Origin of the sequence: Tsukamurella sp. DT100 (genome assembly GCF_049844855.1) — a bacterium.
GTDB lineage: Bacteria > Actinomycetota > Actinomycetes > Mycobacteriales > Mycobacteriaceae > Tsukamurella.
Map to the genome: position 1 here is coordinate 1 of NZ_JBNCLV010000013.1, position 24,438 is coordinate 24,438.

Sequence of the window (24,438 nt, forward strand, 5' to 3'; positions counted from 1 at the left end):
CGGAGTTCTACAGCCCGGAGGGTTACAAGTTCGAGGGCAAGGTGCTCAGTGCCGCTGAGATGGGTGAGTTCTACGCCACGCTGATCGGTGAGTTCCCGCTGGTCTCGATCGAGGATCCGCTGTCGGAGGACGACTGGGAGGGCTGGGTCGACCTGACGGATGCGATCGGCGACAAGATCCAGCTCGTCGGCGACGATCTGTTCGTCACCAACCCCGAGCGGCTGGAGGACGGCATCGCCCGCGGCGCCGCGAACGCCCTGCTGGTGAAGGTCAACCAGATCGGCACGCTGACGGAGACCCTCGACGCGGTCGCGCTGGCGCACAACAACGGCTACAAGAGCATGATGAGCCATCGCTCGGGCGAGACGGAGGACACCACCATCGCCGACCTGGCCGTCGCGGTGGGCTCGGGCCAGATCAAGACCGGTGCCCCGGCGAGGTCGGAGCGGGTCGCGAAGTACAACCAGCTGCTGCGCATCGAGGAGGAGCTGGGCGACGCCGCGCGGTACGCCGGCGACACCGCATTCCCCCGCTACGGCGCTTGACTGGCCTGCCCGATCACAGCACCGTCGACAGTCGCCGGACGGCCTCGCGGAGGTCGTCCGGCGATCCGGTCGTGAAGCACAGGCGCAGGGCGTGCTCGAGGTCGCGCTGCACCGCGAAGGCGGAGCCGGGGACGTAGGCGACGCCGGCGTCCACGGCCGCAGTGAGGGCCCGGGATGTCGGTGTGCCGTCGGTGAACTCGCCCCAGAGGAACATTCCGCCCTCGGGCGTGGTCAGGCTCAGCCGGTCGTCGAAGGCGTCGACGAGTGCGGCGTGCAGGGCCAGCGCCCGCTCGGCGTAGACCTCCCGGATGCCGGCGACGTGCGAATCGAGCCAGGCGGTGTCCGCGAGCAGCTCCGCCGCGATCGCCTGGGTGAGGCTCGAGCCGCACAGGTCGGCGCCCTGTTTGAGCCGCTCCACGAGGGCGAGAACGGAAGCGTCGCCGTGCATCCAGCCCACGCGCAGCGACGGCGCGACGATCTTCGACGCGCTCGACAGGCGCAGCGCCCGGTCCGAGAAGGCGGCGACGGGCGGCACCGTCGTTCCGGCGAAGCGCAGCCCTCCGTACGGGTCGTCCTCGATGATCCAGAAGCCGAATTCGTCGGCGAGGCGGGCGAGTTCGCGCCGCCGTTCCTCGGAGAGGGTGGCGCCGCCGGGGTTGTGGAAGTTCGAGACGGTGTGCACGACCCGGACCCGCTCGCGCTCCAGCAGCGGGCGCAGCTCGTCGACGCGCATCCCGTCGGCGTCCATCGGCACGCCGATGACGCGCGCGCGGGTGGTGTCGAAGGCCTGCAGCGCGCCGATGTAGCCGGGGTCCTCGACGATCACCGCGTCGCCGGGGTCGAGCAGCGCCTGGGCCAGGAGGGAGAGCGCCTGCTGTGAGCCGTGCGTGACGACCACGGCGCCCGCGTCGCGTCCGAGCGCGGCCGACTCGCGGGCGTGGACCACGTCCCGGAGTGCGGGGGCGCCGGTGGTGAGGCCGTACTGCAGCGCCGACGGCGAGCGCAACGCGGACTCCGCCGCGCGGGCCACCCGTGCGGCGGGCAGCAGGTCCGCCGCCGGCAGACCGCCGGCGAGGGAGATGACCCCGGGACGTTCGGTCACGGCGAGCAGATCGCGGATCGCCGAGCCGCGCACGGCCCGGACGGACTGGGAACCGGTTTCCTCGGACATGCGAGCACTCTCTCAACAACCCCTCCCAGTTGTCGAGATAGATATCTCAGTATATGAACACTCGCAGGTCAGGCCCAGTTCAGCGTGCGCTCCACCGCGCGGTTCCACTCGCTGAACAGGTGCTCGCGCTCGTCGGCGGGCATCGTCGGCAGCCACCGGGCGTCCTCCGCCCAGTTGGTGCGGATCTCGTCGAGCGTCCACACGCCCGTGGCGTAGCCGGCCGCGTAGGCGGCGCCGAGCGCGGTGGTCTCGATGATCCGCGGCCGGATCACGGGCACGTTCAGCACGTCGGCCTGGAACTGCATCAGCGTGTCGTTGACGACCATGCCGCCGTCGACCCGCAGCTCGGTGAGCGGGATCCCGCTGTCGCCGTTCATCGCCTCGATCACCTCGCGCGACTGGTACGCGGTCGCCTCCAGGGCGGCCCGCGCGATGTGCCGCTTGTCGGAGAAGCGGGTCAGGCCCACGATCACCCCGCGGGCGTCCGGCCGCCAGCGCGGCGCGAACAGGCCGGAGAAGGCCGGCACCACGTAGACCCCGCCGTTGTCGGGGACGCCGGTGGCGAGCTCCTCGATCTCGGGCGCCGCGGAGATGATGCCGAGGTTGTCGCGCAGCCACTGCACCAGCGAGCCGCTCACCGCGACGGACCCCTCGAGCGCGTACACGGTGGCCTCGTCGCCGAGTTTGTAGCAGACCGTCGTGAGGAGGCCGTGTTCGCTGAAGATCGGTCGCTCGCCCGTGTTGAGGAGCAGGAAGTTGCCGGTGCCGTAGGTGTTCTTGGCCGAGCCCTCGTCGAGCGCGGCCTGGCCGAACATCGCGGCCTGCTGGTCGCCCAGGATCCCGGCGATCGGCACGCCGCCGAAGACGCCGCGCTCGCGGACGGTGCCGTAGACCTCGGCGCTGGAACGGATCTCGGGGAGCATCGCCATGGGGATCCCCATCGCCGCGCAGGTCGCCGGGTCCCAGGCGCCGTCCGCCAGGTTCATCAGCATCGTCCGCGAGGCGTTGGTGATGTCGGTGACGTGCAGGGGGCGGGCGGTGTCGCTGCGCTCCGTGCCGGTGCCGAAGTCGTCGTCCGTGGTCAGGTTCCACACGAGCCACGAGTCGATGGTCCCGGCGCACAGCTCCCCGCGCTCGGCGCGCTCGCGCGCACCGTCGACGTGGTCGAGGATCCAGGCGATCTTGGGTCCCGAGAAGTAGGTGGAGAGCGGCAGGCCGGACGAGGCCTTGAACCGGTCGCGGTCGGGCTCGTCGAGGCCGACGGCGGCGAGCTCCTCGCACAGCGCGTCGGTGCGGGTGTCCTGCCAGACGATGGCGTTGTGGATCGGTGCGCCGGTGGCGCGGTCCCAGACCACGACGGTCTCGCGCTGGTTGGTGATCCCGACGGCTGCGATGTCGGTGGCGGTGAGGTCGGACGCCGCGAGGGCCTCCGCGCACACCAGTCGCGTGTTCACCCATATCTGCGTGGCGTCGTGCTCGACCCAGCCGCCGCGTGGGAAGATCTGGTCGTGTTCCCGTTGTTCGGAGGCCACGATGGTCCCGTGCCGATCGAAGATGATGCACCGCGTCGAGCTGGTGCCCTGATCGATTGCGGCGACGAACTGCGGGTCGCGCGATGAAAGAGCCACGACCGAATACTGACATGGTGATCACTGATGAACGCTGCCAACCCTGAAACCGCCACGACTCCGGGGAGTTCCGGAACGGCGTCCGCGGGTGTCGCGACCGCCGCGCCGCTGCTGTCGCCGGAGTACCGGGCGCAGGCCTGGGACCGGCTGGGCTCGGAGGAGTTCGACGTCGTCGTGATCGGCGGCGGCATCGTCGGCGTCGGCTCGGCCCTGGACGCGGCCACGCGCGGTCTCAAGGTGGCGCTGGTTGAGGCCCGCGACTTCGCGTCGGGCACCAGTTCCCGCAGCTCGAAGATGTTCCACGGCGGGCTCCGCTACCTGGAGCAGCTGGAGTTCGGCCTGGTCCGCGAGGCCCTGCACGAGCGTGAGCTCTCGCTCTCGACGCTGGCGCCGCACCTGGTCAAGCCGCTCCCCTTCCTCGCGCCGCTCACCAAGCGCGTCTTCGAGCGGCCCTACATGGCCGCCGGCATGTTCCTCTACGACACCATGGGCGGCGCCAAGTCGGTGCCCGCGCAGAAGCACCTCACCCGCGCCGGTGCCCTGCGGCTCGCGCCCGGCCTCAAGCGCGGCGCGCTGGTCGGCGGCATCCGCTACTACGACACCGTCGTCGACGACGCCCGGCACACCATGACCGTCGCCCGGACCGCCGCGCACTACGGCGCGGTCGTCCGCACGTCGACGCAGGTCGTCGACTTCCTCCGCGAGGCCGACCGGGTCTCCGGCGTGGTGGTCCGCGACAGCGAGACCGGCGCCACCACCGAGATCCGCTCGACGGTGGTCATCAACGCCACCGGCGTGTGGACCGACGAGCTGCAGGCCCTCTCGCACCAGAAGGGGCGCTTCCGCGTCCGCGCGAGCAAGGGCGTGCACATCCTGGTGCCGCGCGACCGCATCGTCAGCGACGTGGCGCTGATCCTGCGCACCGAGAAGAGCGTCCTGTTCGTGATCCCGTGGGGCATCCACTGGATCATCGGCACCACCGACACCGACTGGAACCTCGACCTGGCGCACCCCGCGGCCACGGCGACGGACATCGACTACATCCTCGACCACGTCAACAAGGTCCTCATCACCGAGCTGACGCGCGAGGACATCACCGGCGTCTACGCCGGCCTGCGCCCGTTGCTGGCGGGGGAGTCGGACGAGACGTCGAAGCTGTCGCGTGAGCACGCTGTGGCTGCCATCGCGCCCGGCCTCGTGACCATCGCTGGCGGCAAGTACACCACCTACCGGGTCATGGGATCCGACGCCGTCGACGCCGCGGAGGCCTACCTGCCGCACAAGATCCCCGCGTCCTGCACGGAGAAGGTGCCGCTGCTCGGCGCCGACGGCTACTACGCCCTCACCAATCAGACCACGTCGATCGCGCGCGAGCACGACGTGCACCCGCACCGCGTGACGCACCTGCTCAACCGGTACGGCTCGCTCATCGGCGACGTGCTCGCCCTCGCCGAGAGCGACCGCGGCCTGCTGGAGCCCCTGGCCGGGGCGCCGCAGTACCTCCGCGTGGAGGCGCTCTACGCGGCGAAGGCCGAGGGGGCGCTGCACCTCGAGGACGTGCTGGCCCGACGGACCCGCATTTCCATCGAGTACCCGGACCGCGGGCTCGAGGCCGCCGCCGAGGTCGCCGAGCTCATCGCCCCCGTCCTGGGCTGGTCGGCCGCGGACGTCGAGCGGGAGCTCGAGAACTACGGCGCGCGCGTGGCCGCCGAGCTCGAATCGCAGAACATGCCCGACGACGAGACGGCCGACGCGCTGCGCGCCGCCGCGCCCGAGGCGCGGGGCGAGATCCTCGAGCCCGTGCCGGTGCCCGACGCGGTCGCGCGGGCGATCAAGCGCTGATCAGCGCGCGGGGGTGACCGCGGCCGACGGTGCCGGGGTCGCCGCGCTCGACGAGGCGCCCGCGGGGGTCAGGACGAAGGTCCACGCCCGGTTGTTGTCGGGGTCGGTGAGCACAAGCTCGGTGCCGTTGCGCGACCAGATGCGTTCGCCCTTGAGGGCCTCGCTGATCGCCGTCTGCGTGCCCTTGGGGTCCGTGCAGTAGCGCGACGTGGCCGCGAGGCCGGCACCGAAGTCGACGCGGTCCGCGGTGGCCAGCGATGTGGCCGTGCCGGTGAGCGAGTTGCAGGAGTCGTTGCCCGTGATGTTCGAGCCGCGGACCCAGAACCAGGCCGTCGGATCGGACTTCAGGCGCCACTGCGAGCCCACGAGGGCGGGCTTCGACGGGGCCGCCGACGCGGACGGGGCGGCGGACGTCGAGGTGGCCGGGTCGGCGCCCGCGGAGGCGGCGCAGCCGGCCGTCAGGACCGCGGCGCCCGCGAGCAGCGGAAGGGCGAGGGAGGCGGACTTACGCATCATGCCTGCGATTATGCCGTCTCACTCGCCCCTTGCGCACCTTCAGTTACACCTCAGTTGGTCTTGGAGATCCCTACCCGAGGCCTGTCGGCGGCCTCCGTCGGGGCGCCGGTGACGGCGTCCGTGCTGGTCGGGGCGTTCGGGCCGGTCTCGTCGGCCGGCGCGGCATCCGCGCCGGACTCCATGTCGATCGTGGTGCGCAGCGGCTTGTTGGGCAGCAACGCGACCGCGATCAAGGTGACGATCGCGCACGCCGTCGAGACCAGGAAGATGCGTCCGGTCGCGTCGCCGAACGCGGCATTGGTGATCTCCCGGATGAGCGGGCTGTGCGGATCGCGGACGTGGTTCGCGACGACGCCCTCCTTGACCAGGTCCGTGACGCGGGCGGTGAGGACCGCGCCGAGCGCGGAGACGCCGATCGCGCCGCCGAAGGTCCGGAAGAAGGCGACCGAACTGGACGCTGCGCCGATGTTCTGCACGCTCACGGTGTTCTGCACGGCGAGCACCAGGTTCTGCATCAGCGCGCCGATGCCGAAGCCCATGACGGCGATGTACGCCTGCACCTGCCAGATGGGCGTCAGGTGATCGATGGTGCTGAGCAGCGCGAAACCGATGACCAGGATGACGGCGCCGCCCACGACGTACCGCTTCCACTGGCCGGTGCGGGTGATCAGCTGGCCGGAGGCGACGGACGAGATCAGCATGCCGAGCACCATCGGGATGGTGAGGATGCCGGCCATCGTCGGGCTGTAGCCGCGCGAGTTCTGGAAGTACAGGCCCAGGAAGGACATGGCGCCGAACATGCCCACGCCCACGGCGATCGAGGCGATGATCGCGAGACCCGTGGTCTTCTCCGTGATGATCTTCAGCGGGATGATCGGCTCTTTCGCCCGCGATTCCACGAACACGGTGGCCGCGAGCAGCCCGAATCCGCCGACGAGGTACACGACGGTCGACACCGATAGCCAGCCGTAGTTCTTGCCGGCGAACGAGACCCAGATGAGCAGCACGGAGACACCGGCGGTGAGCAGAGTGGCACCGAGCCAGTCGATGGAGACCTGGTCGTTGCGCTTCGTCGGCAGGTGCAGGGTGCGCTGGATGAGGATCAATGCGGCCACCGCGACCGGGACGCTGATGTAGAAGCACCAGCGCCAGCCGATGTGATCGGTGATGATGCCGCCCAGGATGGGGCCGCCGGCCATCGAGACCGCCATGACGGCGCCCATGTAGCCGGAGTACCGGCCGCGCTCGCGCGGCGGGATGATGCTGCCCATGATGGCGACGACGAGCGCCGTGAGGCCGCCCATGCCGATGCCCTGGATCACGCGGGCGACCAGCAGGACCTCGATGTTCGGGGTGGCGCCGGCGAGGACCGAGCCGGCGACGAAGATGACGATCGCGGCCTGGACCAGGACCTTCTTGTTGAACAGGTCGGCCAGCTTGCCCCAGATCGGGGTGGAGGCCGCGTTGGCCAGCAGCGCGGCGGTGATGACCCAGGAGAACGCCGTCGTGGAGGCGCCCAGGTCGGAGATGATCTTCGGCAGCGCGGTCGAGACGACCGTGGTGCTCAGCAGTGCGGTGAACAGTGCGGCGAGCAGGCCCGCCATGACCTCGAGGATCTCCCGGTGCGTCATGGGGGCCGAGGCCTGTGGTTCGGCTTCCGCCGTGATCTCGGACATCGGGACCTTCCTTCAAAGCTCTAAGCAATAACGTGCAGGGTGCAACTGTAACTTCGGCGAAGATATTCCGCCACCTCATTACCTGTGACTCAGCTCGCAACGGGTGGAACATGTTCTAGGTTGGTGGCATGCCCTTCACCATCGATCACACCCGCGAGATCGCCGCCCCTCCGGCGCTCGTCTGGCAGGCGCTCACCGACTTCGACGCCTACGGGCAGTGGAACCCCTTCGCCGTCGAGGCGGCCTGCGACCTCCGGCCCGGCGGCGCCATCACCATGCGGGTGGCGCTCCGGCCGCCGAAGGTGATGACGCAGAAGGAGTTCATCGTCTCCGTCGACGAGGGCCGCGGCTTCGCGTACGCCATGAAGCCCGCGCCCGCCGGGCTGTTGCGCAGCATCCGCGAGCAGGACATCGTCGACCTCGGCGACGGCCGGTCGCGCTACACCTCGCACTTCCAGCTCGACGGTCCGCTCTCACCCGTCGTGGGCGCACTTCTCGGCGCGCACCTGCGCCGCGGCTTCGACGGCAACGTCGACGGACTCGTGAGGCAGACGGAGAAGCTGGCTCGGTGACCGCCGACCGCCTGACCCGCACGGGGTCAGGCGGTGTCGTCCATCCGGAAGCCGATCTTCAGCGTCACTTGGGTGTGCGCGACGGCGCCGTTCTCGATGTGTCCGCGGGTGGACACCACCTCGAACCACTCCAGGTTTCGCATCGTCTGCGAGGCGCGGCCGACCGCGTTCGCCACGGCCGCGTCGTACCCCTCGGTGGAGGTGCCGACGACTTCGATGACTCGGTACACGTTGTTCGTCATACCTCCCCATACTCCGCTTCCCGCGGTGCCGGGGTGGCGGAACGGCGAGGTCGCTAGCGTCCGGCTCAGTCCACCGGGGAGACCCGGATGAGGTTGCCGTCGGGGTCCGTGACCACGAACGTGCGGCCGAAGACCGCGTCGTGCGGCTCCTCCACGACGCGGACCCCCTTCGCGACCCACTTCGTGAAGATCTCGTCCACCGCGGACGCCGGTCCCGGCACCATCAGTCCGACCTCGCTCGTGCGCGGGGTGGCAGGGACGACGTGCTCGCCGCCTCCCGTCCACACCGCGAACAGGACGCCGGGAGCGACGTCGAAAGCCACGTAGTGGGGGGGTGATGAAGCTCGGTTCGATCTCGAACAGGTCGCTGTAGAAGGTCGTCGCGGCCGTTGCGTCGCGGACGTAGGTCAGGAACAGGTTGGGTGCGGGCACGGAGCGCTCCTCGGGTCGGTGACTGTCGTACCGCTCCAGTCGACCGAACCATCGGGACAGTTCCTGTCCCGAATTCGCCAGGAACGCCCAGGGGGCCGCCCCGCCCTCGATCGGCGCCCCTGTAGGGCGGGCTATCTCGCGCGGACGCGCCGGGTGAACCGGGCGGTGGCGCGGGCGATCACCTGCTCCTCCGGGTCGGTGACCCGGATGACGAAGATGTCCTCCTTGGGGAGCCGCTCGCCTACGCTCGCCTCGGCGCGCAGGGCGTCGCCGAGGCGGGTGGGACGCAGGTAGTCGATGTGGATCGCGCTGGCGACGCCGGTGTGCTCGTCGTCGTTCGCCGCCGCGGCGACGGCCGTGCCCACGAGGGCGAAGACGAAGGCGCCGTGCGTGGTGTCGTGCGGGTTGAGGTGGTCCTCGGTGACGGTCACCGTCGACACCGCCCGGCCACCGCCGTGCCCGGTGACCTCGATCCCGAGGAACTGCGCGTAGCGGTCGACGGGCTGTTGCGGGGTGCTCATCGGTCCATCTTCTCCGATCGGGCATCGGCCGCCGCGAGCGCGGCGCGCATCGCCTCTCGCTCGGCCTCGGGCCAGGGGCCGGACGCGGCGAGGGGGATCTCGGTGAGGAAGCGCCGTTGGTCCTCCGGGATCCGGGTGACGAACAGGTCGGGGTCGCGTCCCGCCGTCGCGAACAGGTCCGGGCCGTCGGCGTAGTACGGGTCGATGAGGACGGGGCTGCCGTCCGCGCGGAGCATGACGTTCGACGGGTTGGTGTCGAGCGGCCCGCACCACGGCAGGTCTCGGAGCGCGTTCTCGTGGACCCGGCCCACGACGGCCGCCAGCTCGGCGACCTCCTCCGTCCCGGCCGCGATGGACCGATGGAAGGCCTCCGCCGCGCCCTGCGGGGCCTCGGCGAGCCGCTCCATCACCTGCAGGTCGCCGCCTCCCGCCAGCCGGCGGTGCGCGTGCAACACGGGAACCTGCCCGGTGCCGGCCGCCTCCCGGTACAGCGTCGCGCTGTACGGCCCGACGGGGTCGAACGGGCTGATCCGCGCGACGAGGGCACCGTCGGGCGAGGCCAGCGCGACGGCCCAGTCCCCGGCCCCGCACCGCTCCCAGCCCGCGGCCGCGAAGGCGGCCTCCGCGGCGCGATGATCGGCGCCGGACGGCAGGTCGACGGGGAGCGGGTCCATGGCCCCAGTGTGCCCGGCGGCGTCGGCGGCGGGCCCGTCGCCGCGGATCAGGGCGGCCTTCTGCACCTTGCCCATCGCGTTGCGCGGCAGTGCGTCGACGAAGCGGATCTCGCGCGGACGCTTGTGCCAGGACAGCTCGCCGGCGACGTGTGCGACGAGCGCCTCGGCGTCCGCGTCGCTCCCGGGTGTCGCGGCCACGTACGCGACGATCCGCTGCCCGAGGTCGGCGTCCGGCACGCCCACGACGGCGACCTCGCGGACCTCCGGCCGGGCGAGGAGTGAGGTCTCGATCTCGCCCGCACCGATCCGGTAGCCACCGGACTTGATGAGGTCGACGGACTCCCGCCCGACGATGCGGTGGAACCCGGCCCCGTCCTTGACGGCGACGTCGCCGGTGATGAACCAGCCGTCCTCGGTCCACGACGCGGCGGTCGCGTCCGGCCGGCCCAGGTAGCCCGCGAACAGCATGGGGCCGCGGACTTCGAGTCGTCCGACGCTCTCGCCGTCGGCCGGCACCTCCGCGCCGTCCTCTCCGCGGAGCCGGGTGTCGACGCCGTCGACGGCGGAGCCCACCCACCCGGGGCGGCGCTCGCCGTCGGCGCGGGTGCTCAGCGTGATCATCGTCTCGGTCATGCCGTACCGCTCGATCGGCGCGTGGCCGGTGAGTGCGCGCAGCCGCTCGAAGACGGGCAGAGGGAGCGGGGCGCTGCCGGACACGAGCAGCCGCGCGTCGGCGAGTGCGCGGGCGGACGCCTCGTCCGCGGCGATCCGCCCCCACACGGTGGGGACGCCGAAGTACATCGTGGCCGGTGTCGCGGCGTACCGCTCGGGCACGGCCTTCCCGGTGTGCACCACGCGGGACCCGATGTGCAGCGAGCCGAGGATCCCGAGGATGAGCCCGTGGGTGTGGAACAGGGGCAGGCCGTGGGCGACGGTGTCGCGGTCGGTCCAGTCCCACGCCTCCGCGAGCGCGTCGATGCCGGCCGCGATCGCCGCACGACTGAGCAGCACGCCCTTCGGGGCGCCCGTGGTGCCGGAGGTGTAGAGGATCATCGCGACAGCGTCGTCGTCCGGCTCCGCCTCCTGCGCCGGAACGGATCCCGTGTCCGGGACGACCTGTTGGACGGGCAGGTCCACGTGCTCGCGCGGCTCGCCGACCCAGGCGGTCGCCGCGGAATCCGCGAGGATGTGGGCGATCTCGGCCGAACCGGCGTCGGGCGGGACCGGTACCGCGGTGATGCCGGCTAGGAGGCAGCCGGTGACGGCGACGACGGTCTCCAGGGTCGGCGTCGCGCAGATCGCGACGGGGCCGCGGGTGTCCAGGGATGCGGCGAAGGACAGGGCTGACGCACGCAGTTCGGCGCGGGAGACGCTGTGGCCGTCGACGGTGACCGCCCGCGGATCGTCGGCACGGGTGCGATCGAGGAGGGCGGCGAGCAGAGCAGTCATGAGAACACCATTCCTGGGACGATGAGGACGAGCGTGAGGACGATCGGGCCCGCGACGACCATGGACAGGCCCCAGCGGGTGAGCAGCCGCGTCATGCGCGGCCGTTCGGCCTCGTCGACGGTGGTGGCGACGTAGGTCGCGCCGACGGTGGAGAAGGGCGAGACGTCGACGATCGACGAGCACACGCCGATCGCGCAGATCAGGGCCCAGCCCGGGATGCCGCCGTCGGCGATGAGCGGGAGCGCGAGGGGGACCAGGGCGGCCAGCATGCCCGTGGTCGAGGCGAACGCCGAGATCAGGCCGGCGGCGGCGCAGAGCAGGAGGGCCGCGACGAGCGGGGAGCCGAGGTGGACGGCCTGCTTGCCGAGCAGGTCGACCACGCCGAGCCGGGTGAGGACGCCGACGAAGGTGATGATGCCGCCGACGAGGAGGACGGAGCCCCAGTCGATCCGGGTCATGGCCTGCTTGCCCGCGACGGGATCGACGAGGGCGAGGACGGCGCCGAGGGCGAAGCCGAGGACGCCGATGTCGGGCTCGAGGCCGCTGACCGAGAGCGCGATGACAGTACCTACGAGGCCGGCCATGGCGACCACGGTGAGGAGCTGGATCGGCGTCGGGCGACCCGGCGGCACCGGCTCGGCGGAGAAGTCCTCGTCGACGGCGAGGGTGGTCTGGCCGGATTCGGAGAGCGCGGCGCCGCGGGCGACCATGGCCTCCGCGAAGGCGGGCGTGCGGCGCTCCGCGCGTGAGCGTCCGAAGAGGGCGTAGGCGACGGCGACGAGCACCAGGTTCACGGCGACCGCGACGCCGAACAGTAGGAGCGGGCTCAGCGGGATGCCCGCGGCGTCGGCGGTGCCCCAGGTGATGATGCCGAACAGACTGGTGGGCGCGAAGGCGCCCGCGCTCAGGCCGGCGCCCATGGCGAGCGCCATGAGCATCGGATCGATGTTCCGGCGGTGCGCGATGCTCATGCCCATCGGCGCCATCACCAGGCCGCCGAGCGGGGCGCCCATCGCCGAGAGCGCGGCGGTGAGGACGAAGAAGACGACCGGGAAGAGCTTGTCCCGCCCGCCGACCCGGGCGAGTGAGGACTCGATGAGCCAGTCGACGGTGCCGTTCGCGTGCGCGACGCCGAAGAAGTAGGTCACCCCGACGAGCAGCACCAGGATGGACAGGGGGAACCCCGCGACGACGTCCTTGAGCGCCATGTCCGCGACCCAGAGCCCGACGCCGCACGCGGCCGGGAACATGACGATCCCGATGTTCACGTTCCGGGCGGCGGACAGGGCGAAGATCGCGACGAACACTCCCAGCGCTATCAGTTGTGCTGACACGGGGACCTCTTTTCCTATCGGTCCACTGTGTGGCACAATGGACTACAGTATGGACCAGCGGGATGTAATGTAGATCACGACCGAGGAGCGGGGCAAGGGAATGGCGACGAACAGTGTGGTCTCGGCGTTCAAGGTGCTCGAGGCGGTGGCGCGGATGCAGCCCGTGGGGCTCTCCGAACTCGCCCGCGCGGTGGAGCTCCCCAAGAGCACGACCCAGCGGTGCCTGCTGACGCTCCAGGAGGTGGGATGGCTGGCGCCCACCGAGGGCAGTCCGCCGCGGTGGCAGATGACCTATCGCGCCATCGCGGTCTGCGGCCGCGCCGGCGTCGGGCGTGGGCTGCGCGACGTGGCGATCTCCACCATGAACGAGCTGCAGCTCGCGACGACGGAGACCGTCCACCTGTGCGCACCGGACGGCGATTCGCTGGTGCTCATCGAGCGCCTGGACACCTCGCACCCGCTGCGCGCCTTCCTGCCGCTCGGAGAACGGATCTCCTTGCACGCCAGCGCGACCGGGCTCGCCTACCTGTCCGCGTGTACGGCGGAGACCATCGACGAGTACCTCGCCGGACCGCTGGTGGCGTCCACGCCGGATTCGATCACGGACCCGGGCCGGCTCCGCGAGGTCCTCGCGGCGGTGGCGGAGCGGGGTTATTCGACGAACGTCGGCGGGCTGTCCGTGGGGATCAGCTCGATCGGCGCGCCGATCCTCGACCACGGCGGGTCCCCGGTCGGTGCGATCTCGGTGTCCGGGCCGAGCAGCCGGCTGGTCGAGGACCGCTTTGACGAGCTCGGGCCTCAGGTCGCCGGCGCCGCCGCGCGGATCGGCCTTCTCCTGCAGTGACTCCCGCGGGTCAGCGCACGCGCAGCCCCTTCGGGGTGCGCGCGAAGCCGGCCGCCGCGAGCGCGCCGGCCAGCGGCGAGGTGAGCGCGGGGGCACCGTCGACCTTCTCGACGGTGAGGCCGCCGAGCCGCGGCGCCGCCCCCGCGAGCGCGGTGAGGGCGGCGTCCGGCGCGTCGGTGAAGGTCAGCAGGGTGCGGCCGCCGCGCTCGACGAACAGCGCGAGCGCACCGTCGACCAGCACGACGAGGGCACCCGCCTTGCGGCCGGGCCGGGCACCGTCGGGCGTCTCCGGCCAGGGGAGCGCGGCGCCGTACGGGTTGGCGGGGTCGGTGGCGGCCAGCACCAGCGCGGACACCTCGCCCCGCTCCTGGGCCCGCTCCAGCGCGGACGCCGCGTCGCGCAGCGCGTCGACGGTGCCGCCCCGCGCGAACTGTGCCGCCCCCAGTCGCTCGATGAAGTAACCGCGCCGCGCCTTCCCGGACTCCTCGAAAGCGGCCAGGGTGCGGTAGATCCGGGCGAAACCGCCCTCGACGTGCTCGGCCATCACCGCGCCGCGGGTCACCACGCCGTACCGCTCCAGCAGCTGCTCCGCCAGGGCGGCGGACTGCTCCGTGGCGCTCGCCTCCGCCGGCGCGGGCGGCAGCGACCAGCGGCCGGCGACCATGGGCGGCGACTGGTCCACCGCGACCCGGAACCGCGCGCGGGGAGCGCGCCGCGGCGTGCGGTGGGCGGTGGCGCGGCGGCCGCCCGCGAGCCGGGCCCGGACCGGGGCGAAGGTATCGCCCGTGAGCCGGCCCGCCCACACCAGGTCCCACAGCGCCTCCGGGGTGGCGCCGGTGAGCTGGCGGTAGAAGTACGCGCCGCCGCCGCGGACCGCGTCCTCGATCGCCTCGTGCGCCGCGGCGGTGTCGAGCGCGCCCGGCGGGGGAAGGGTGAGCGGCGCGAGATCCGCGGGGTGGAACGCGATCCAGCCGTCCTGCGCGCCGATCGCCCCGTGCCCCGTCCACACCACCTCGCCGGTGCCGGTCAACTCGTCGAGCATGGCGGGTGAGTAGTCGGAGACGCGCTGCGGCAGCACGACGGACTCCCACGCGGACGCGGGGATCGGAACCCCGGCGAGCTGGTCGATCACGGCGGCGACGCCGTCGATCCCGCGCAGCGGGGCCTTGAGGTGGTGCCAGCCCGCGAGGAACTCGGCGTAGGCCCGCTCGGGCACCGGTTCCACGTCCTGCCGGAGCCGGGCGAGGCTCCGCTGCCGGATGCGTCGCAGCACCTCGGCGTCGCAGAACTGCGGGACTCCGTCGACGCCCGCGTCCTCGCCGTCCGGGACGAAGCGGCCCTCGATCACCTTTCGCGACGCGACCAGTTCGGTCAGCGGGCGCTGCACCACCGCGACGCCCAGGCCGTAGCGCGCGGCGACCTCGGCGGCGGTGAACGGGCCGTGCCGGCGGGCGTACCGGGCGACCAGGTCGCCGACCGGGTCCGGCACGGCATCAGTGAACGCCGACGCGATGCCCGGCTGCAGGGGGACGCCGAGCCCGTCCCGCAGGCGCGCCGCGTCCTCGACGGCGGCGATCCAGCCGTCGCCGTACTCGAAGACCCTTCCCGCGCCGAGTAACTCGTCGACCGCAGAGGGCGCCCCCTCGGAGCGCTCGCCGATCTCGGCGCGCGTGAGCGGGCCCAGCTCGCGGATCAGGTCCGCCACCTGCTCGACCGTGCGCGCCCGATAGCCGGGCGCAGTGCGCTGCAGCTGCGCCGCGATCTCGGCGAGGATCTCGGCGTCGAGGAGCTCGGTCAGCTCGACCCGGCCGAGCAGCTGGGAGAGCACCGCCGGGTCCAGGCTGAGCACGGCGGCGCGGCGCTCGGCCAGCGGCGCGTCGCCCTCGTACATGAACGCGCCGACGTAACTGAACAGCAGCGAGGCCGCGAAGGGCGAGGGCGCGACCGTCTCCACCTCCGCCAGCCGGACGGTGCGCGACTCGAGCGAGCGGTGCACGGCGATCAGCTCCGGCACGTCGTAGACGTCCTGCAGGCACTCGCGGACCGCCTCGAGGACGATGGGGAACTGCGGGTAGCCGCGCGCCACCTCGAGCAGCTGACTCGCGCGCTGGCGCTGCTGCCAGAGCGGCGCCCGCTTGCCGGGGTCGCGGCGGGGCAGCAGCAGCGCCCGGGCCGCGCACTCGCGGAACCGCGAGGCGAACAGAGCGCTGGATCCCACGGCCTCGGTGACCAGGGCGTCGATCTCGTCCGGTTCGAAGCGGAAGAGCTCGGCGCCGGGCGGGGCGTCGTCGGTGTCGGGCAGGCGGACGAGGATCCCGTCGTCCGTCGCGGTGACCGCGCCGGAGAGCCCGAGGGTGGCGTTCAGCCGCGCGCCGATCGCGAGCGCCCAGGGGGCGTGCACCTTCATCCCGAGCGGCGAGTGCAGCGCCACGCGCCAGTCGCCGAGCTCGTCCCGGAACCGCTCCACCACGAGCGTGCGGTCGGTGGGCAGGACGCCCGTGGCCCGCTGCTGCTCGTCGAGCAGGGCGACGAGATTGTCGGTGGCCCACGCGCCCAGGCCCACCTCCCGGGCATGCGCGCGCTGCTCGGCGTCGCCGAGCGCGGTGAACTCGCGGGTGAACCGGCCGATGGCGCGGCCCAGCTCGGCCGGGCGGCCTACGGTGTCGCCGATCCAGAAGGGCAGCCGTCCCGGCTGGCCGAAGGCGGGGGAGACCAGCACCCGGTCGTGCGTGATCTCCTCGATCTTCCAACTGGTGGCGCCGAGCGCGAAGACGTCGCCCACGCGGGACTCGTAGACCATCTCCTCGTCGAGCTCACCCACCCGGGAGGCCTTCTCGCCCACCATGAAGACGCCGAAGAGGCCGCGGTCGGGGATGGCGCCGCCGGAGGTGACCGCGAGCCGCCCGGCGCCGGGACGCCCGGTGAGCGTGCCGGCGTCGCGGTCCCAGACCACGCGCGGGCGCAGCTCACCGAAGTCCTCCGCGGGGTACCGCCCGGAGATCAGGTCGAGCACCGCCTCGTACGCCGAATCCGGCAGCGCGGCATAGGGATGTGCCCGCCGCACCAGGGCGAGCCAGTCGTGCACGTCCAGCTGGTCCATCGCCGCGGCGGCGATGGTCTGCTGCGCCAGCACGTCGAGCGGGTTGCGGGGGACGACGAGCTTCTCGATGGCGCCCTCACGCATCCGCTGCACCGTGACGGTGCTGTGCAGCAGGTCCGTGCGGTGCTTGGGGAAGAAGACGCCGCGGCTGGGCTCGCCCACCTGGTGGCCCGCGCGGCCCACGCGCTGCAGGCCCGCGGCCACCGACGGCGGCGCCTCCACCTGGATCACGAGATCGACCGCGCCCATGTCGATCCCGAGTTCCAGGCTGGACGTGGCGACGACGCAGCGGAGCCGGCCGGACTTCAGATCGTCCTCGATGATCGCGCGCTGCTCCTTGCTCACCGAGCCGTGGTGCGCCCGTGCGAGCACCGCGTCCGCACCGTGCGTCTGACCGCTGGCGAGCACCTGCGCCGGGGAGCCGCCCGCGACCGCGGGGTTCGGCGGACCGGCGTGCACGCCCGCGGCCAACTCGTTGATCCGGGCCGTGAGCCGCTCCGCGAGGCGGCGGGAGTTGGCGAAGACGATGGTGGAGCGGTGCCGCTCGATGAGCTCCACGATGGACGATTCCACGTGCGGCCACAGCGAACCCTGCTGCACCGGCTCGTCCGGATCGTCCGAGACCACGTCCAGCTCCGTCATGTCCGGGACCGGCACCGTGACGGTGAGCTCGAACTCCTTCTGCGACGGCGGGCGCACGACCGTCGCCGGCCGCGGGCCGCCGAGGAATGCCGCCACCTCCTGCGCCGGCTCGACGGTGGCGGACAGCCCGATCCGCTGGGCGGGCTCGTCCAGCAGCTCGTCGAGGCGCTCGAGCGAGAGCGCGAGGTGCGTGCCGCGCTTGGTGCCGGCGACGGCGTGCACCTCGTCCACGATGACCGTGCCAACCTGCGCCAGGGTCTCGCGGGCCTGCGAGGTGAGCATGAGGAAGAGCGACTCGGGCGTGGTGATGAGGATGTCCGGAGGCCTGCGGACGAGCTGCCGCCGCTGCTGCGCCGGCGTGTCGCCCGAGCGCACGCCGACGGTGACCGCGGGCGCCGGCTCGCCCCGGCGCTCCCGGACCCGGGCGATCCCGGCGAGGGGCGCGCGGAGGTTGCGCTCGACGTCGACCGCGAGGGCCTTGAGTGGGGAGACGTAGAGGACCGACGTGCCGCGCGGACCGTCGGACTCCGACGGTGCGGGGCGGTCCGCGAGCCGATCGAGGGCCCAGAGGAACGCCGAGAGGGTCTTGCCCGAGCCCGTGGGGGCCACGACCAGCGTGTTGTTCCCCTGCGCGATCGACCGCCAGGCGCCGGCCTGTGCCGCGGTGGGCGCGGCGAAGGACTCGGCGAACCATTCGGCGGTGGCGGGCGTGAACGCCCGGAGGGCGTCCGGCATGGGTCCATCATGGCGCAGCCCTCCGACATGTGGCCGCGGCCGGAATGCCGCACGTGTGCATCGGTCGGTCGCAAAGCCGTCGGACCGCCGCGAGTTCTGCTTCAATCGCAAAGGACAGGTGTTGGAACGGGCCGTTCGGGCGACCGCCGGTCCCGGTGAAGGTGGTGCGGAATGAGTGGACCCAGGGTCGTGTGCCCGGCCGGCGAGATCAGCGGCGCATTGGTGGGAGGTGTCGCGCGGTACCTCGGGATCCCGTACGCCAAGCCCCCCGTGGGGGAGCGCCGCTTCGCGCTGCCCGAGCCGGCGGATCCGTTCGACGGTGTCTTCGAGGCCACCGCGTTCGGGCCGACGCCGCCGCCGTCGATGGAACTGCCGCAGCCCTACACCTACCCGGTGATCGAGGGCGACGACTGGCTCACGCTCAACGTCTGGGCGCCGGCCGATGCGCAGCCGGGCGACGCGCTCCCGGTCTACGTGTGGATCTACGGCGGCTCGTTCGCCATGGGCAACACCGCGCAATCGCTCTTCGACGGGACCGCCTTCGCGCGCGACGGCGCGGTGTACGTCTCGGCGAACTACCGGGTGGGCCTCGAGGGCTTCACGCACCTGCCGGACGCCCCCGACAATCGTGGCCTGCACGACCAGCTGCAGGCGCTGCGCTGGGTGCAGGCGAACATCGCCGCGTTCGGCGGCGACCCCGGGCGCGTGACGATCGGCGGCGAGTCCGCGGGCTCGATGTCGGTGTCGTCCCTCGCGACCACGGAGTTCGCCGGAAAGCTGTTCCATCAGGTCATCTGCGAATCCGGCATCGGCGTGGCGGCCGACGTGCCGACGGCGGCGAAGCTCGCGGACCCGCTCAAGGCCGCGTTGGGCCTGCACCTGACCGCGAAGGCGCTGCGTGAGAAGGACCCTCGGGAGTCCGCCGCCGCCGTCGCGAAGGTGCTGCGCAAGCTGAGCCCGCACAACGTGCTCACGCTGTTCCCGCCCGTGATCGACGGCGAGCTGCTGCCCGAGAACCCGGTGAGTCGCCTGGCGAAGGGACCCGTGCCCGTCCGGATGATCATCGGCAACAACCACAAGGAGTCCGACTTCTGGCGGGTCTTCGGCGAGTTCGTGCCCGGCGACAATCCGCTCAAGGCGCTCGACGTGCTGCTGCGCCCGTTCGGCGACACGGCGCCGATCGTGGGCGCGTACCGGAAGGTGTACGGCGATACGCTCACACCGGGCGAGATCGTGCTGGAGCTGCTGTCCGACGGTGCCTTCGGCGGACCCAGCTACGCGGCGCAGCGGGGACAGGGCGAGAACTGCTACGCCTACTACTTCACGTGGCCGTCGAGCGTGCACACGAAGTCGGCGATGCACACCCTCGACCTCGGTTTCGCCTTCGACAACGTGGCCGACCCCGGCTTCGCGATGTACGCGGGCGACGCCGCGCCGCAGGCCCTGGCCGACGACATCCACGGGCGCTGGATGGAGTTCATCGCGACCGGCGTTCCGGGACAGGACTGGCGGCCGTTCGGCTCCGAGGCCGACGTCAAGGTGTTCGGGCCGCCCGCCACGCGGAACCTGGACGCGTTGGGCTCCTGGCAGTACTGACGTCCGGTGTGTCGCCGGGCACACGCCCGGCGACACACCAGTGATTGTTGTTGTTTGTGTGGCTTATGTGATTCATGATGTTCAGGAGGTACGGACCTAAGGAGCAGGAATGACCACGCACGTCTCGTCGAACAGCCACCGTCGCGCCTGGGTCCGGGGTGCCGTCGCTGCGGCGGCCGTCGCCGTCGGCATCAGCGGCACCGTGGCTGCGGTAGCCAGGGCCGACCAGCAGGTCGGCCGCTTCCTCGTCAAGGGCCAGATCGAGGTCTCCTACTTCGCGACGGGCGGGCCGTCGACGTGGGGAGTGCCGCTCATCGCCGAGACGAACGCCGGCCGCGGCGGCAAGTTCCAGACCTTCAAGAACCAGGCCTCGTTCTACTGGCACCCCGGCGCCGACGGGGGCAACGCCCACCAGATCGGCGGCGCGATCCGCGCCAAGTGGGGCGAGAACCGCTGGGAGAACGGCCCGCTGGGCTACCCGACCACCGACGAGCTGCAGTCCCGCGGCCCGTTCAACGCCGTCACCGGCGCGATGAACGCCTTCCAGGGCGGCGTGATCTACTGGTCGCCCGCGTCCGGCGCGTGGCCCGTGTGGGGCGAGATCCTGGTGAAGTGGAGCGCCGACAAGCGCGAGTCCGGCAAGTACGGCTACCCGACCGGCCCCGAGATCCGCACCGGCAGCACCTTCTCCCAGACCTTCCAGCGCGGCGTGATCACCTGGCCGTGACGGCCGGCGCGTCCCCTCCGACCGGGTAGGCCTCCGCCCCGCCGTCGGCCCGGCGCGGTGCGCCGCGGGCGTTCCTACGCTCGGAGGATGATCGATGTCCTCGCCCCGCAACGACCCGGAACCTGGTCCGACGGAACGGTGACCGTGTCCCGGTCGGCCGAGCTCGACGGGGCGCTCGTCACCGTCGAACGCGCGGGCGGGCGGGTGCACCTGCGGCACCGGCTGCGGCCCGAGCACCTGCGGGACTCCCTCGCGGCGCGCCTCGCCGCCGTCGCGACGCCGCGCACCGTCGACGAGTTCGAGCGGCTCGTCGTGGGCGCGGTGCGCAGCACCGTCGACGCCGCGGACGCGGCCTGGCTCACCTACTACCGCAACTCCCTCGCGGACCTCGAATCCGGCTGCACCCCTTTCGCCCCCGTCCACGCCCGTGCAGAGGAACTGTTGGAGGGGGATTCGCTGCTCGACCTGGGTTCCTGCTTCGGCTTCTTCGCGCTGCGCGCGGCCCGCCGCGGGTGGCGCGTCACCGCCTCGGACCTGTGCCCCGGCACCATGGACCTGCTCGCGCGGGTGGCGCCCGATCTGGGCGCGCCGCTCCGCACCCTAGCCGCGGACGCCGCCGCGACCGGCCTGCCCGACGGGTACGCCGACACCGTCACCGCCCTGCACCTGCTCGAGCACGTGCCGCCCGCGGCCGGGCGCGCGATCCTCGCCGAGGCGGTGCGGCTGGCCCGCCGCCGGGTGATCGTCGCGGTGCCCTACGAGGACGAGCCCGACGCCCGGTACGGGCATGTGCGCACCTTCACGGCCGCGGCGCTGCGCGACCTCGGCGCCGCGACCGGCCTCGACTTCTCGGTCTCCGAGCACCACGGCGGGTGGCTCGTTCTCGACCGGTGACGCTCGCTAGATGATCCCGCGCTTGCTGGCCTCGTAGGCCGCCTCGGTGCGGCGGCTCACGCCCAGCTTGCGCAGCAGGTTGCTGACGTGGAACTTGACCGTGGTGGGCGAGATGAACAGTTGCTCGCCGATCCGGCTGTTGGAGTGGCCCTTCGCCAACAGGCGCAGCACCTCCAGTTCGCGGACGGTCAGGGTGTCGTCGGGCGCGCCGCCCGCGAGCGTCCGCACCACGGCGACGGCGGTGCGCGAGTCGAAGGCGCTCTGCCCGCGCGAGACCGACCGGATGGCGCTCACGAGCTCCGTGGTGTCGACGTCCTTGACCACGTAGCCGCGCGCACCGGCCTGGACGGCCTCCACCACGAGCCGCTCGTCGAGGAACGTGGTGAGCACGAGCAGCCCGATCTCCGGGTGCGCCGCCGTGAGGTCGCGGCACAGGCTCAGGCCCTCGAGTTCCGAACCGCCCGACAGCTTCAGATCGATGACCATCACGTCGGGCCGCACGTGTTCGGCCACCGCGCGCGCCTCGGCCCGGGACACCGCCTCGCCCACGACCTCCAGGTCGGGCTCCCGCTCCAGCACGGACCGCAGCCCCTGCCGCAGGATGGCGTGGTCGTCGACCAGCACCAGCCGCGACCGCTCCGTCCGTTCCTGCGTCTCCGTCACGATTCCTCCTCCACCGGTAGTGCCACGTGCACGCGGACGCCGCCGATCCGCGAACGCCGGATCGCGAGCCGCCCACCGCATTCCGCGGCCCGCGCGGCCATGTTCGCAAGGCCGCGCCCGTGACCGTCGAGGTCGCGCTCCCGGCTGGTGGCGAGCGCGGAGCGCAGTGCCGCGGGATCGCCCGCACCGTCGTCGTCGACGGCGAGCTCGACGACGTCCGGCCCGTACCGCAGGGAGACCACCGCGCGGGTGGCCTCGGCGTGGACGGCGACGTTGAACAGCGCCTCGCCCGCGATCCGCAGCAGCGCGTGATCGACGGCAGCGGGCAGCTCGCGGGTCTCGCCGCGTACCCGGACCGAGACGGTCAGCTCGTCCGGCTCGTGCACGACGCCGAGCCGCCGCAGCATCTCCGGCAAGGCCGCGTCCTCGTGGTCGTGGCTGTTGCCCAGCGTGTAGATCGCCGCGCGCAGTTGTTCCACCCCACGCCGCGTCATCTCCTTCGCCAGGTCGAGCCGCTCGGCGCGCTCCGCCGCGGGGATGTCGCTGCGGCACACCTCGATCTGCATGCCCGCGGAGAGCACCGCCTGCGTGACGCTGTCGTGCAGCTCGCGCGCGATGCGGTGCCGCTCGTCGTCGAGCACGCGCTGTCGCTGCGCCACGCCGAGCTCGCGCTGCGTGCTGATGAGCTCCGCGTTGCGCACCGCGAGGTCGGCGGCCGTCCGCCGGGCCTGCGCGTGGGCCTGCTCGGAGCGGGTGAGCAGCGTTGCGATGCCCTCGTAGAGTGCCGCGTTGTGCAGCGCGACCGCCGTCTGGCTGGCCAGGATGCTCAGCACCGCGGCGTCGGTGCCGTCCAGCTCGCGTCCCTCGGGCACCCACGCGGCGATCGCGCCGACCACCGCACCGTCGAGCACGAGCGGCACGAACGCGTGCCGCCCCTCGAGGGACGTCCGGTCCGACACGGTCGCGGGGTCCCGGATCCGTTCGAGGCAGTCGACGACCTCGTAGGGCAGCGGCGGGCCGGTGACCCGGTCCACGAGATACGGGATCCCGTCCGGGCCCAGCACGAGGCGTCGCATGCCCGCGGCCGTGAGCCGGCCATCGGTGAGCGCGAAGACCACCCAGTCGGCGCGCAGGTGCTCGCGCGCCACCTCCGCGACCGAGCACACGAGCGTCTCCGGCCCCTCGACGGTGCGCACCAGCGCGCCCGCGATGAGGTCCAGCGCGTGCAGCACGCGCTCGGCGCGCTCTACCGCCCCGCGGTACTGCGGGTAGTAACTGCTCTTGCCCGACCGCAGGCCGGTGAGCGCGGCGAGGTCGGATTCGGCGGTCACATCGCCGCCCGGAAGAGCTCGGTTATCTCGCCGACCGTCGCCGCCCGCGGGTTCGTCGTCATGCACGAGTCCTCGAGACTCTGCGCGGCCAGGCGCGGGAGAACTTCCTCGGGCACGCCGAGCTCCGACAGGCCCCGCGGGACGCCGACCTCCCGCGCCAGCTCCTCGACCCGGTCGGCGACGGCGGCGGCCGCCTCCGCGGCCGGCGCCTGCTGCTCGTCGAGCCCCATCCCGGCGGCGATCGCCACGTACGGCGTGGGATCGGCGGCGGCGTTGAACCGCACCACGTGCGGCAGCAGGATGCCGTTGATGACGCCGTGCGGCTTGTCCAGGAGCCCGCCCACCTGGTGGCTCATCGCGTGCGCGGCACCGAGGATCGCGTTGGTGAAGGCCATCCCCGCCTCGAGGCTGGCCTGGGCCATCACCAGCCGGGCCGAGATGCTGCGCGGGTTCGCCATGCTCGCGGTCAGGGATTCGGAGACCAGGCCGACGGCCCGCAGCGCGTGGTGGTCGGTGAGCGGGTTGTGCGCGAGCGAGACGTACGCCTCCACGCCGTGCGTGAGCGCGTCGAGGCCGCTCGCCGCGCCCAGCCACTCCGGCATCGTGGTCAACAGTCGCGGGTCGATGACGGTGACGTCCGGGACCAGTGCCCGGCCCAGGATGGTGACCTTGGTGGCCCGCTCGGTGTCGGTGACGATGCAGAACTGGGAGACGTCGGCGCCCGTGCCCGCGGTCGTGGGAACCATGACCGTCGGCGGGATGGGGCGGGTCACCCGGTCCACGCCCACGTAGTCGAGGATCCGGCCTCCGTTGGTGGCGAGGATCGCCACGCCCTTCGCCGCGTCCATGACGGACCCGCCGCCGATGCCGAGCACCACGTCGCAACCCGCCTCGGCGTACCGCTCGAAGGCGGCTGCGACCTCGTGGTCCTTCGGATTCGGCGTCACCGCGCTGAAGACCTCGGGCCGCAGCCCGGCGTCGCGCAGGTGCCCGAGGAGCTCGGCGACCCAGCCCGCCTCGATCAGCCCCGGGTCGGTGACGAGCAGTGGGCGCACCGCGCCGAGGCGGACCGCCGCGTGGGCGGCCTCGCCGAGGGAGTCGACGCCGAAGACGATCTCCGGGGCGTGGAACTTGACGGTGCGCGGCACCTCCCGGGACACCAGCGGCATCATCGCGGCGCGCTGATCCGGGCCGGCGGCGGGGCGATCATCGAGGTGGTTCACGGGCTGCTCCTCAATGGATCGATGTGACCCATGTTACGTCAGCCCGGGGTGCCGGCGGTGGGCCGTTCGCAGGGGCGGGTA

At 72.3% G+C, this 24,438-nt stretch carries 19 protein-coding genes and 1 pseudogene; 7 read left to right on the forward strand and 13 right to left on the reverse strand.

Annotation, left to right across the window (positions count from 1 at the left end; all coding sequences use genetic code 11):
- Nucleotides 1–545, forward strand: a 545-nt coding sequence (locus ACLQ3K_RS23940) for an enolase C-terminal domain-like protein (RefSeq protein WP_426001944.1), incomplete at its 5' end; no start/stop codon positions are given.
- 13 nt (nt 546–558) lie between these two features.
- Here the strand turns inward: ACLQ3K_RS23940 and ACLQ3K_RS23945 are convergent.
- Both ACLQ3K_RS23945 and glpK read right to left on the reverse strand, forming a co-directional pair.
- Nucleotides 559–1,716, reverse strand: coding sequence for a PLP-dependent aminotransferase family protein (locus ACLQ3K_RS23945; RefSeq protein WP_426001945.1), 1,158 nt, complete (start codon nt 1,714–1,716; stop codon nt 559–561).
- 68 nt (nt 1,717–1,784) lie between these two features.
- Nucleotides 1,785–3,344 carry a glycerol kinase GlpK gene (glpK, locus tag ACLQ3K_RS23950; protein WP_426001946.1) on the reverse strand — a complete coding sequence of 520 codons (1,560 nt, stop codon included), beginning with the start codon at nt 3,342–3,344 and terminating at the stop codon, nt 1,785–1,787.
- A 27-nt stretch (nt 3,345–3,371) separates the two neighbouring features.
- Between glpK and ACLQ3K_RS23955 the strand changes: the two genes are divergently transcribed.
- A complete protein-coding gene (locus ACLQ3K_RS23955) occupies nt 3,372–5,186 on the forward strand; it encodes a glycerol-3-phosphate dehydrogenase/oxidase (RefSeq protein ID WP_426001947.1) in 1,815 nt (604 codons plus the stop codon).
- Here the strand turns inward: ACLQ3K_RS23955 and ACLQ3K_RS23960 are convergent, their stop codons facing one another.
- Together ACLQ3K_RS23960 and ACLQ3K_RS23965 are read right to left on the reverse strand one after the other, a co-directional pair.
- Entirely contained in the window at nt 5,187–5,702 is a 516-nt protein-coding gene (locus tag ACLQ3K_RS23960) for an META domain-containing protein (RefSeq protein ID WP_426001948.1), read from the reverse strand.
- 50 nt (nt 5,703–5,752) lie between these two features.
- On the reverse strand, nt 5,753–7,378 hold the full coding sequence (locus tag ACLQ3K_RS23965) for an MDR family MFS transporter (RefSeq protein ID WP_426001949.1): 1,626 nt from the start codon (nt 7,376–7,378) through the stop codon (nt 5,753–5,755).
- Nucleotides 7,379–7,506: 128 nt separating this feature from the next.
- Between ACLQ3K_RS23965 and ACLQ3K_RS23970 the strand changes: the two genes are divergently transcribed.
- Nucleotides 7,507–7,950 carry an SRPBCC family protein gene (locus ACLQ3K_RS23970; RefSeq protein ID WP_426001950.1) on the forward strand — a complete coding sequence of 148 codons (444 nt, stop codon included), beginning with the start codon at nt 7,507–7,509 and terminating at the stop codon, nt 7,948–7,950.
- Between the two features lie 26 nt (nt 7,951–7,976).
- Here the strand turns inward: ACLQ3K_RS23970 and ACLQ3K_RS23975 are convergent, their stop codons facing one another.
- The 5 genes and pseudogenes from ACLQ3K_RS23975 to ACLQ3K_RS23995 form a co-directional block, all read right to left on the reverse strand.
- Nucleotides 7,977–8,192, reverse strand: a complete 216-nt coding sequence (locus ACLQ3K_RS23975) for a dodecin (RefSeq protein WP_224647287.1) — start codon at nt 8,190–8,192, stop codon at nt 7,977–7,979.
- 65 nt (nt 8,193–8,257) lie between these two features.
- Nucleotides 8,258–8,515: a VOC family protein gene (locus tag ACLQ3K_RS23980; RefSeq protein WP_426001951.1), complete on the reverse strand. Its 258-nt coding sequence runs from the start codon at nt 8,513–8,515 to the stop codon at nt 8,258–8,260.
- A gap of 240 nt (nt 8,516–8,755) precedes the next feature.
- Nucleotides 8,756–9,145, reverse strand: a complete 390-nt coding sequence (locus ACLQ3K_RS23985; RefSeq protein ID WP_224647284.1) for a PaaI family thioesterase — start codon at nt 9,143–9,145, stop codon at nt 8,756–8,758.
- Nucleotides 9,146–9,864: 719 nt separating this feature from the next.
- A pseudogene (locus ACLQ3K_RS23990) lies at nt 9,865–11,268 on the reverse strand (acyl-CoA synthetase); the annotation flags it as partial.
- Nucleotides 11,265–12,602, reverse strand: a complete 1,338-nt coding sequence (locus ACLQ3K_RS23995; RefSeq protein WP_426001952.1) for an SLC13 family permease — start codon at nt 12,600–12,602, stop codon at nt 11,265–11,267. The pseudogene ACLQ3K_RS23990 and the gene ACLQ3K_RS23995, both read right to left, overlap by 4 nt.
- A 100-nt stretch (nt 12,603–12,702) precedes the next feature.
- On the opposite strand from ACLQ3K_RS23995, the gene ACLQ3K_RS24000 reads away from it, so the two are divergent.
- The gene (locus tag ACLQ3K_RS24000; protein WP_426001953.1) at nt 12,703–13,446 is read left to right on the forward strand and encodes an IclR family transcriptional regulator; all 744 of its coding nucleotides are present in this window, start codon (nt 12,703–12,705) and stop codon (nt 13,444–13,446) included.
- Nucleotides 13,447–13,456: 10 nt separating this feature from the next.
- Here the strand turns inward: ACLQ3K_RS24000 and ACLQ3K_RS24005 are convergent, their stop codons facing one another.
- Nucleotides 13,457–17,923: an ATP-dependent helicase gene (locus tag ACLQ3K_RS24005; RefSeq protein WP_426001954.1), complete on the reverse strand. Its 4,467-nt coding sequence runs from the start codon at nt 17,921–17,923 to the stop codon at nt 13,457–13,459.
- A 171-nt stretch (nt 17,924–18,094) separates the two neighbouring features.
- Here ACLQ3K_RS24005 and ACLQ3K_RS24010 point away from each other — a divergent pair, with 171 nt between their 5' ends.
- The 3 genes from ACLQ3K_RS24010 to mftM all read left to right on the forward strand — a co-directional run bounded on the left by ACLQ3K_RS24010 (nt 18,095) and on the right by mftM (nt 21,140).
- Nucleotides 18,095–19,519, forward strand: coding sequence for a carboxylesterase/lipase family protein (locus tag ACLQ3K_RS24010; protein WP_224647277.1), 1,425 nt, complete (start codon nt 18,095–18,097; stop codon nt 19,517–19,519).
- 109 nt (nt 19,520–19,628) lie between these two features.
- Nucleotides 19,629–20,246, forward strand: coding sequence for an LGFP repeat-containing protein (locus ACLQ3K_RS24015; protein WP_224647275.1), 618 nt, complete (start codon nt 19,629–19,631; stop codon nt 20,244–20,246).
- An 87-nt stretch (nt 20,247–20,333) separates the two neighbouring features.
- Nucleotides 20,334–21,140 (forward strand): mycofactocin oligosaccharide methyltransferase MftM, encoded by an 807-nt coding sequence (gene mftM / locus ACLQ3K_RS24020; RefSeq protein ID WP_426001955.1) that lies wholly within the window; start codon nt 20,334–20,336, stop codon nt 21,138–21,140.
- Between the two features lie 6 nt (nt 21,141–21,146).
- On the opposite strand, the gene ACLQ3K_RS24025 is transcribed toward mftM, so the two are convergent.
- The 3 genes from ACLQ3K_RS24025 to ACLQ3K_RS24035 are packed head-to-tail and all read right to left on the reverse strand — an operon-like array spanning nt 21,147 to nt 24,303.
- On the reverse strand, nt 21,147–21,803 hold the full coding sequence (locus tag ACLQ3K_RS24025) for a MadR family response regulator transcription factor (protein WP_224647271.1): 657 nt from the start codon (nt 21,801–21,803) through the stop codon (nt 21,147–21,149).
- Nucleotides 21,800–23,134, reverse strand: coding sequence for a MadS family sensor histidine kinase (locus ACLQ3K_RS24030; RefSeq protein ID WP_308011446.1), 1,335 nt, complete (start codon nt 23,132–23,134; stop codon nt 21,800–21,802). The genes ACLQ3K_RS24025 and ACLQ3K_RS24030 overlap by 4 nt, the downstream gene beginning before the upstream one ends.
- Nucleotides 23,131–24,303, reverse strand: a complete 1,173-nt coding sequence (locus ACLQ3K_RS24035) for an iron-containing alcohol dehydrogenase (RefSeq protein WP_336671307.1) — start codon at nt 24,301–24,303, stop codon at nt 23,131–23,133. The genes ACLQ3K_RS24030 and ACLQ3K_RS24035 overlap by 4 nt, the downstream gene beginning before the upstream one ends.
- Between the last annotated feature and the right edge of the window lie 135 nt (nt 24,304–24,438).

Excerpts from the sequence above, each read along its gene's own strand:
- ACLQ3K_RS23960 (WP_426001948.1), bottom strand. The coding sequence starts at position 5,702 with ATGATGCGTAAGTCCGCCTCCCTCGCCCTTCCGCTGCTCGCGGGCGCC.
- ACLQ3K_RS23985 (WP_224647284.1), bottom strand. The coding sequence starts at position 9,145 with ATGAGCACCCCGCAACAGCCCGTCGACCGCTACGCGCAGTTCCTCGGG.
- ACLQ3K_RS24015 (WP_224647275.1), top strand. The coding sequence starts at position 19,629 with ATGACCACGCACGTCTCGTCGAACAGCCACCGTCGCGCCTGGGTCCGG.
- mftM (WP_426001955.1), top strand. The coding sequence starts at position 20,334 with ATGATCGATGTCCTCGCCCCGCAACGACCCGGAACCTGGTCCGACGGA.
- ACLQ3K_RS24005 (WP_426001954.1), bottom strand. The coding sequence starts at position 17,923 with ATGCCGGACGCCCTCCGGGCGTTCACGCCCGCCACCGCCGAATGGTTC.
- ACLQ3K_RS23965 (WP_426001949.1), bottom strand. The coding sequence starts at position 7,378 with ATGTCCGAGATCACGGCGGAAGCCGAACCACAGGCCTCGGCCCCCATG.
- ACLQ3K_RS24000 (WP_426001953.1), top strand. The coding sequence starts at position 12,703 with ATGGCGACGAACAGTGTGGTCTCGGCGTTCAAGGTGCTCGAGGCGGTG.
- ACLQ3K_RS23970 (WP_426001950.1), top strand. The coding sequence starts at position 7,507 with ATGCCCTTCACCATCGATCACACCCGCGAGATCGCCGCCCCTCCGGCG.
- ACLQ3K_RS23955 (WP_426001947.1), top strand. The coding sequence starts at position 3,372 with ATGAACGCTGCCAACCCTGAAACCGCCACGACTCCGGGGAGTTCCGGA.
- ACLQ3K_RS24010 (WP_224647277.1), top strand. The coding sequence starts at position 18,095 with ATGAGTGGACCCAGGGTCGTGTGCCCGGCCGGCGAGATCAGCGGCGCA.
- ACLQ3K_RS23975 (WP_224647287.1), bottom strand. The coding sequence starts at position 8,192 with ATGACGAACAACGTGTACCGAGTCATCGAAGTCGTCGGCACCTCCACC.
- ACLQ3K_RS23945 (WP_426001945.1), bottom strand. The coding sequence starts at position 1,716 with ATGTCCGAGGAAACCGGTTCCCAGTCCGTCCGGGCCGTGCGCGGCTCG.
- ACLQ3K_RS24035 (WP_336671307.1), bottom strand. The coding sequence starts at position 24,303 with ATGCCGCTGGTGTCCCGGGAGGTGCCGCGCACCGTCAAGTTCCACGCC.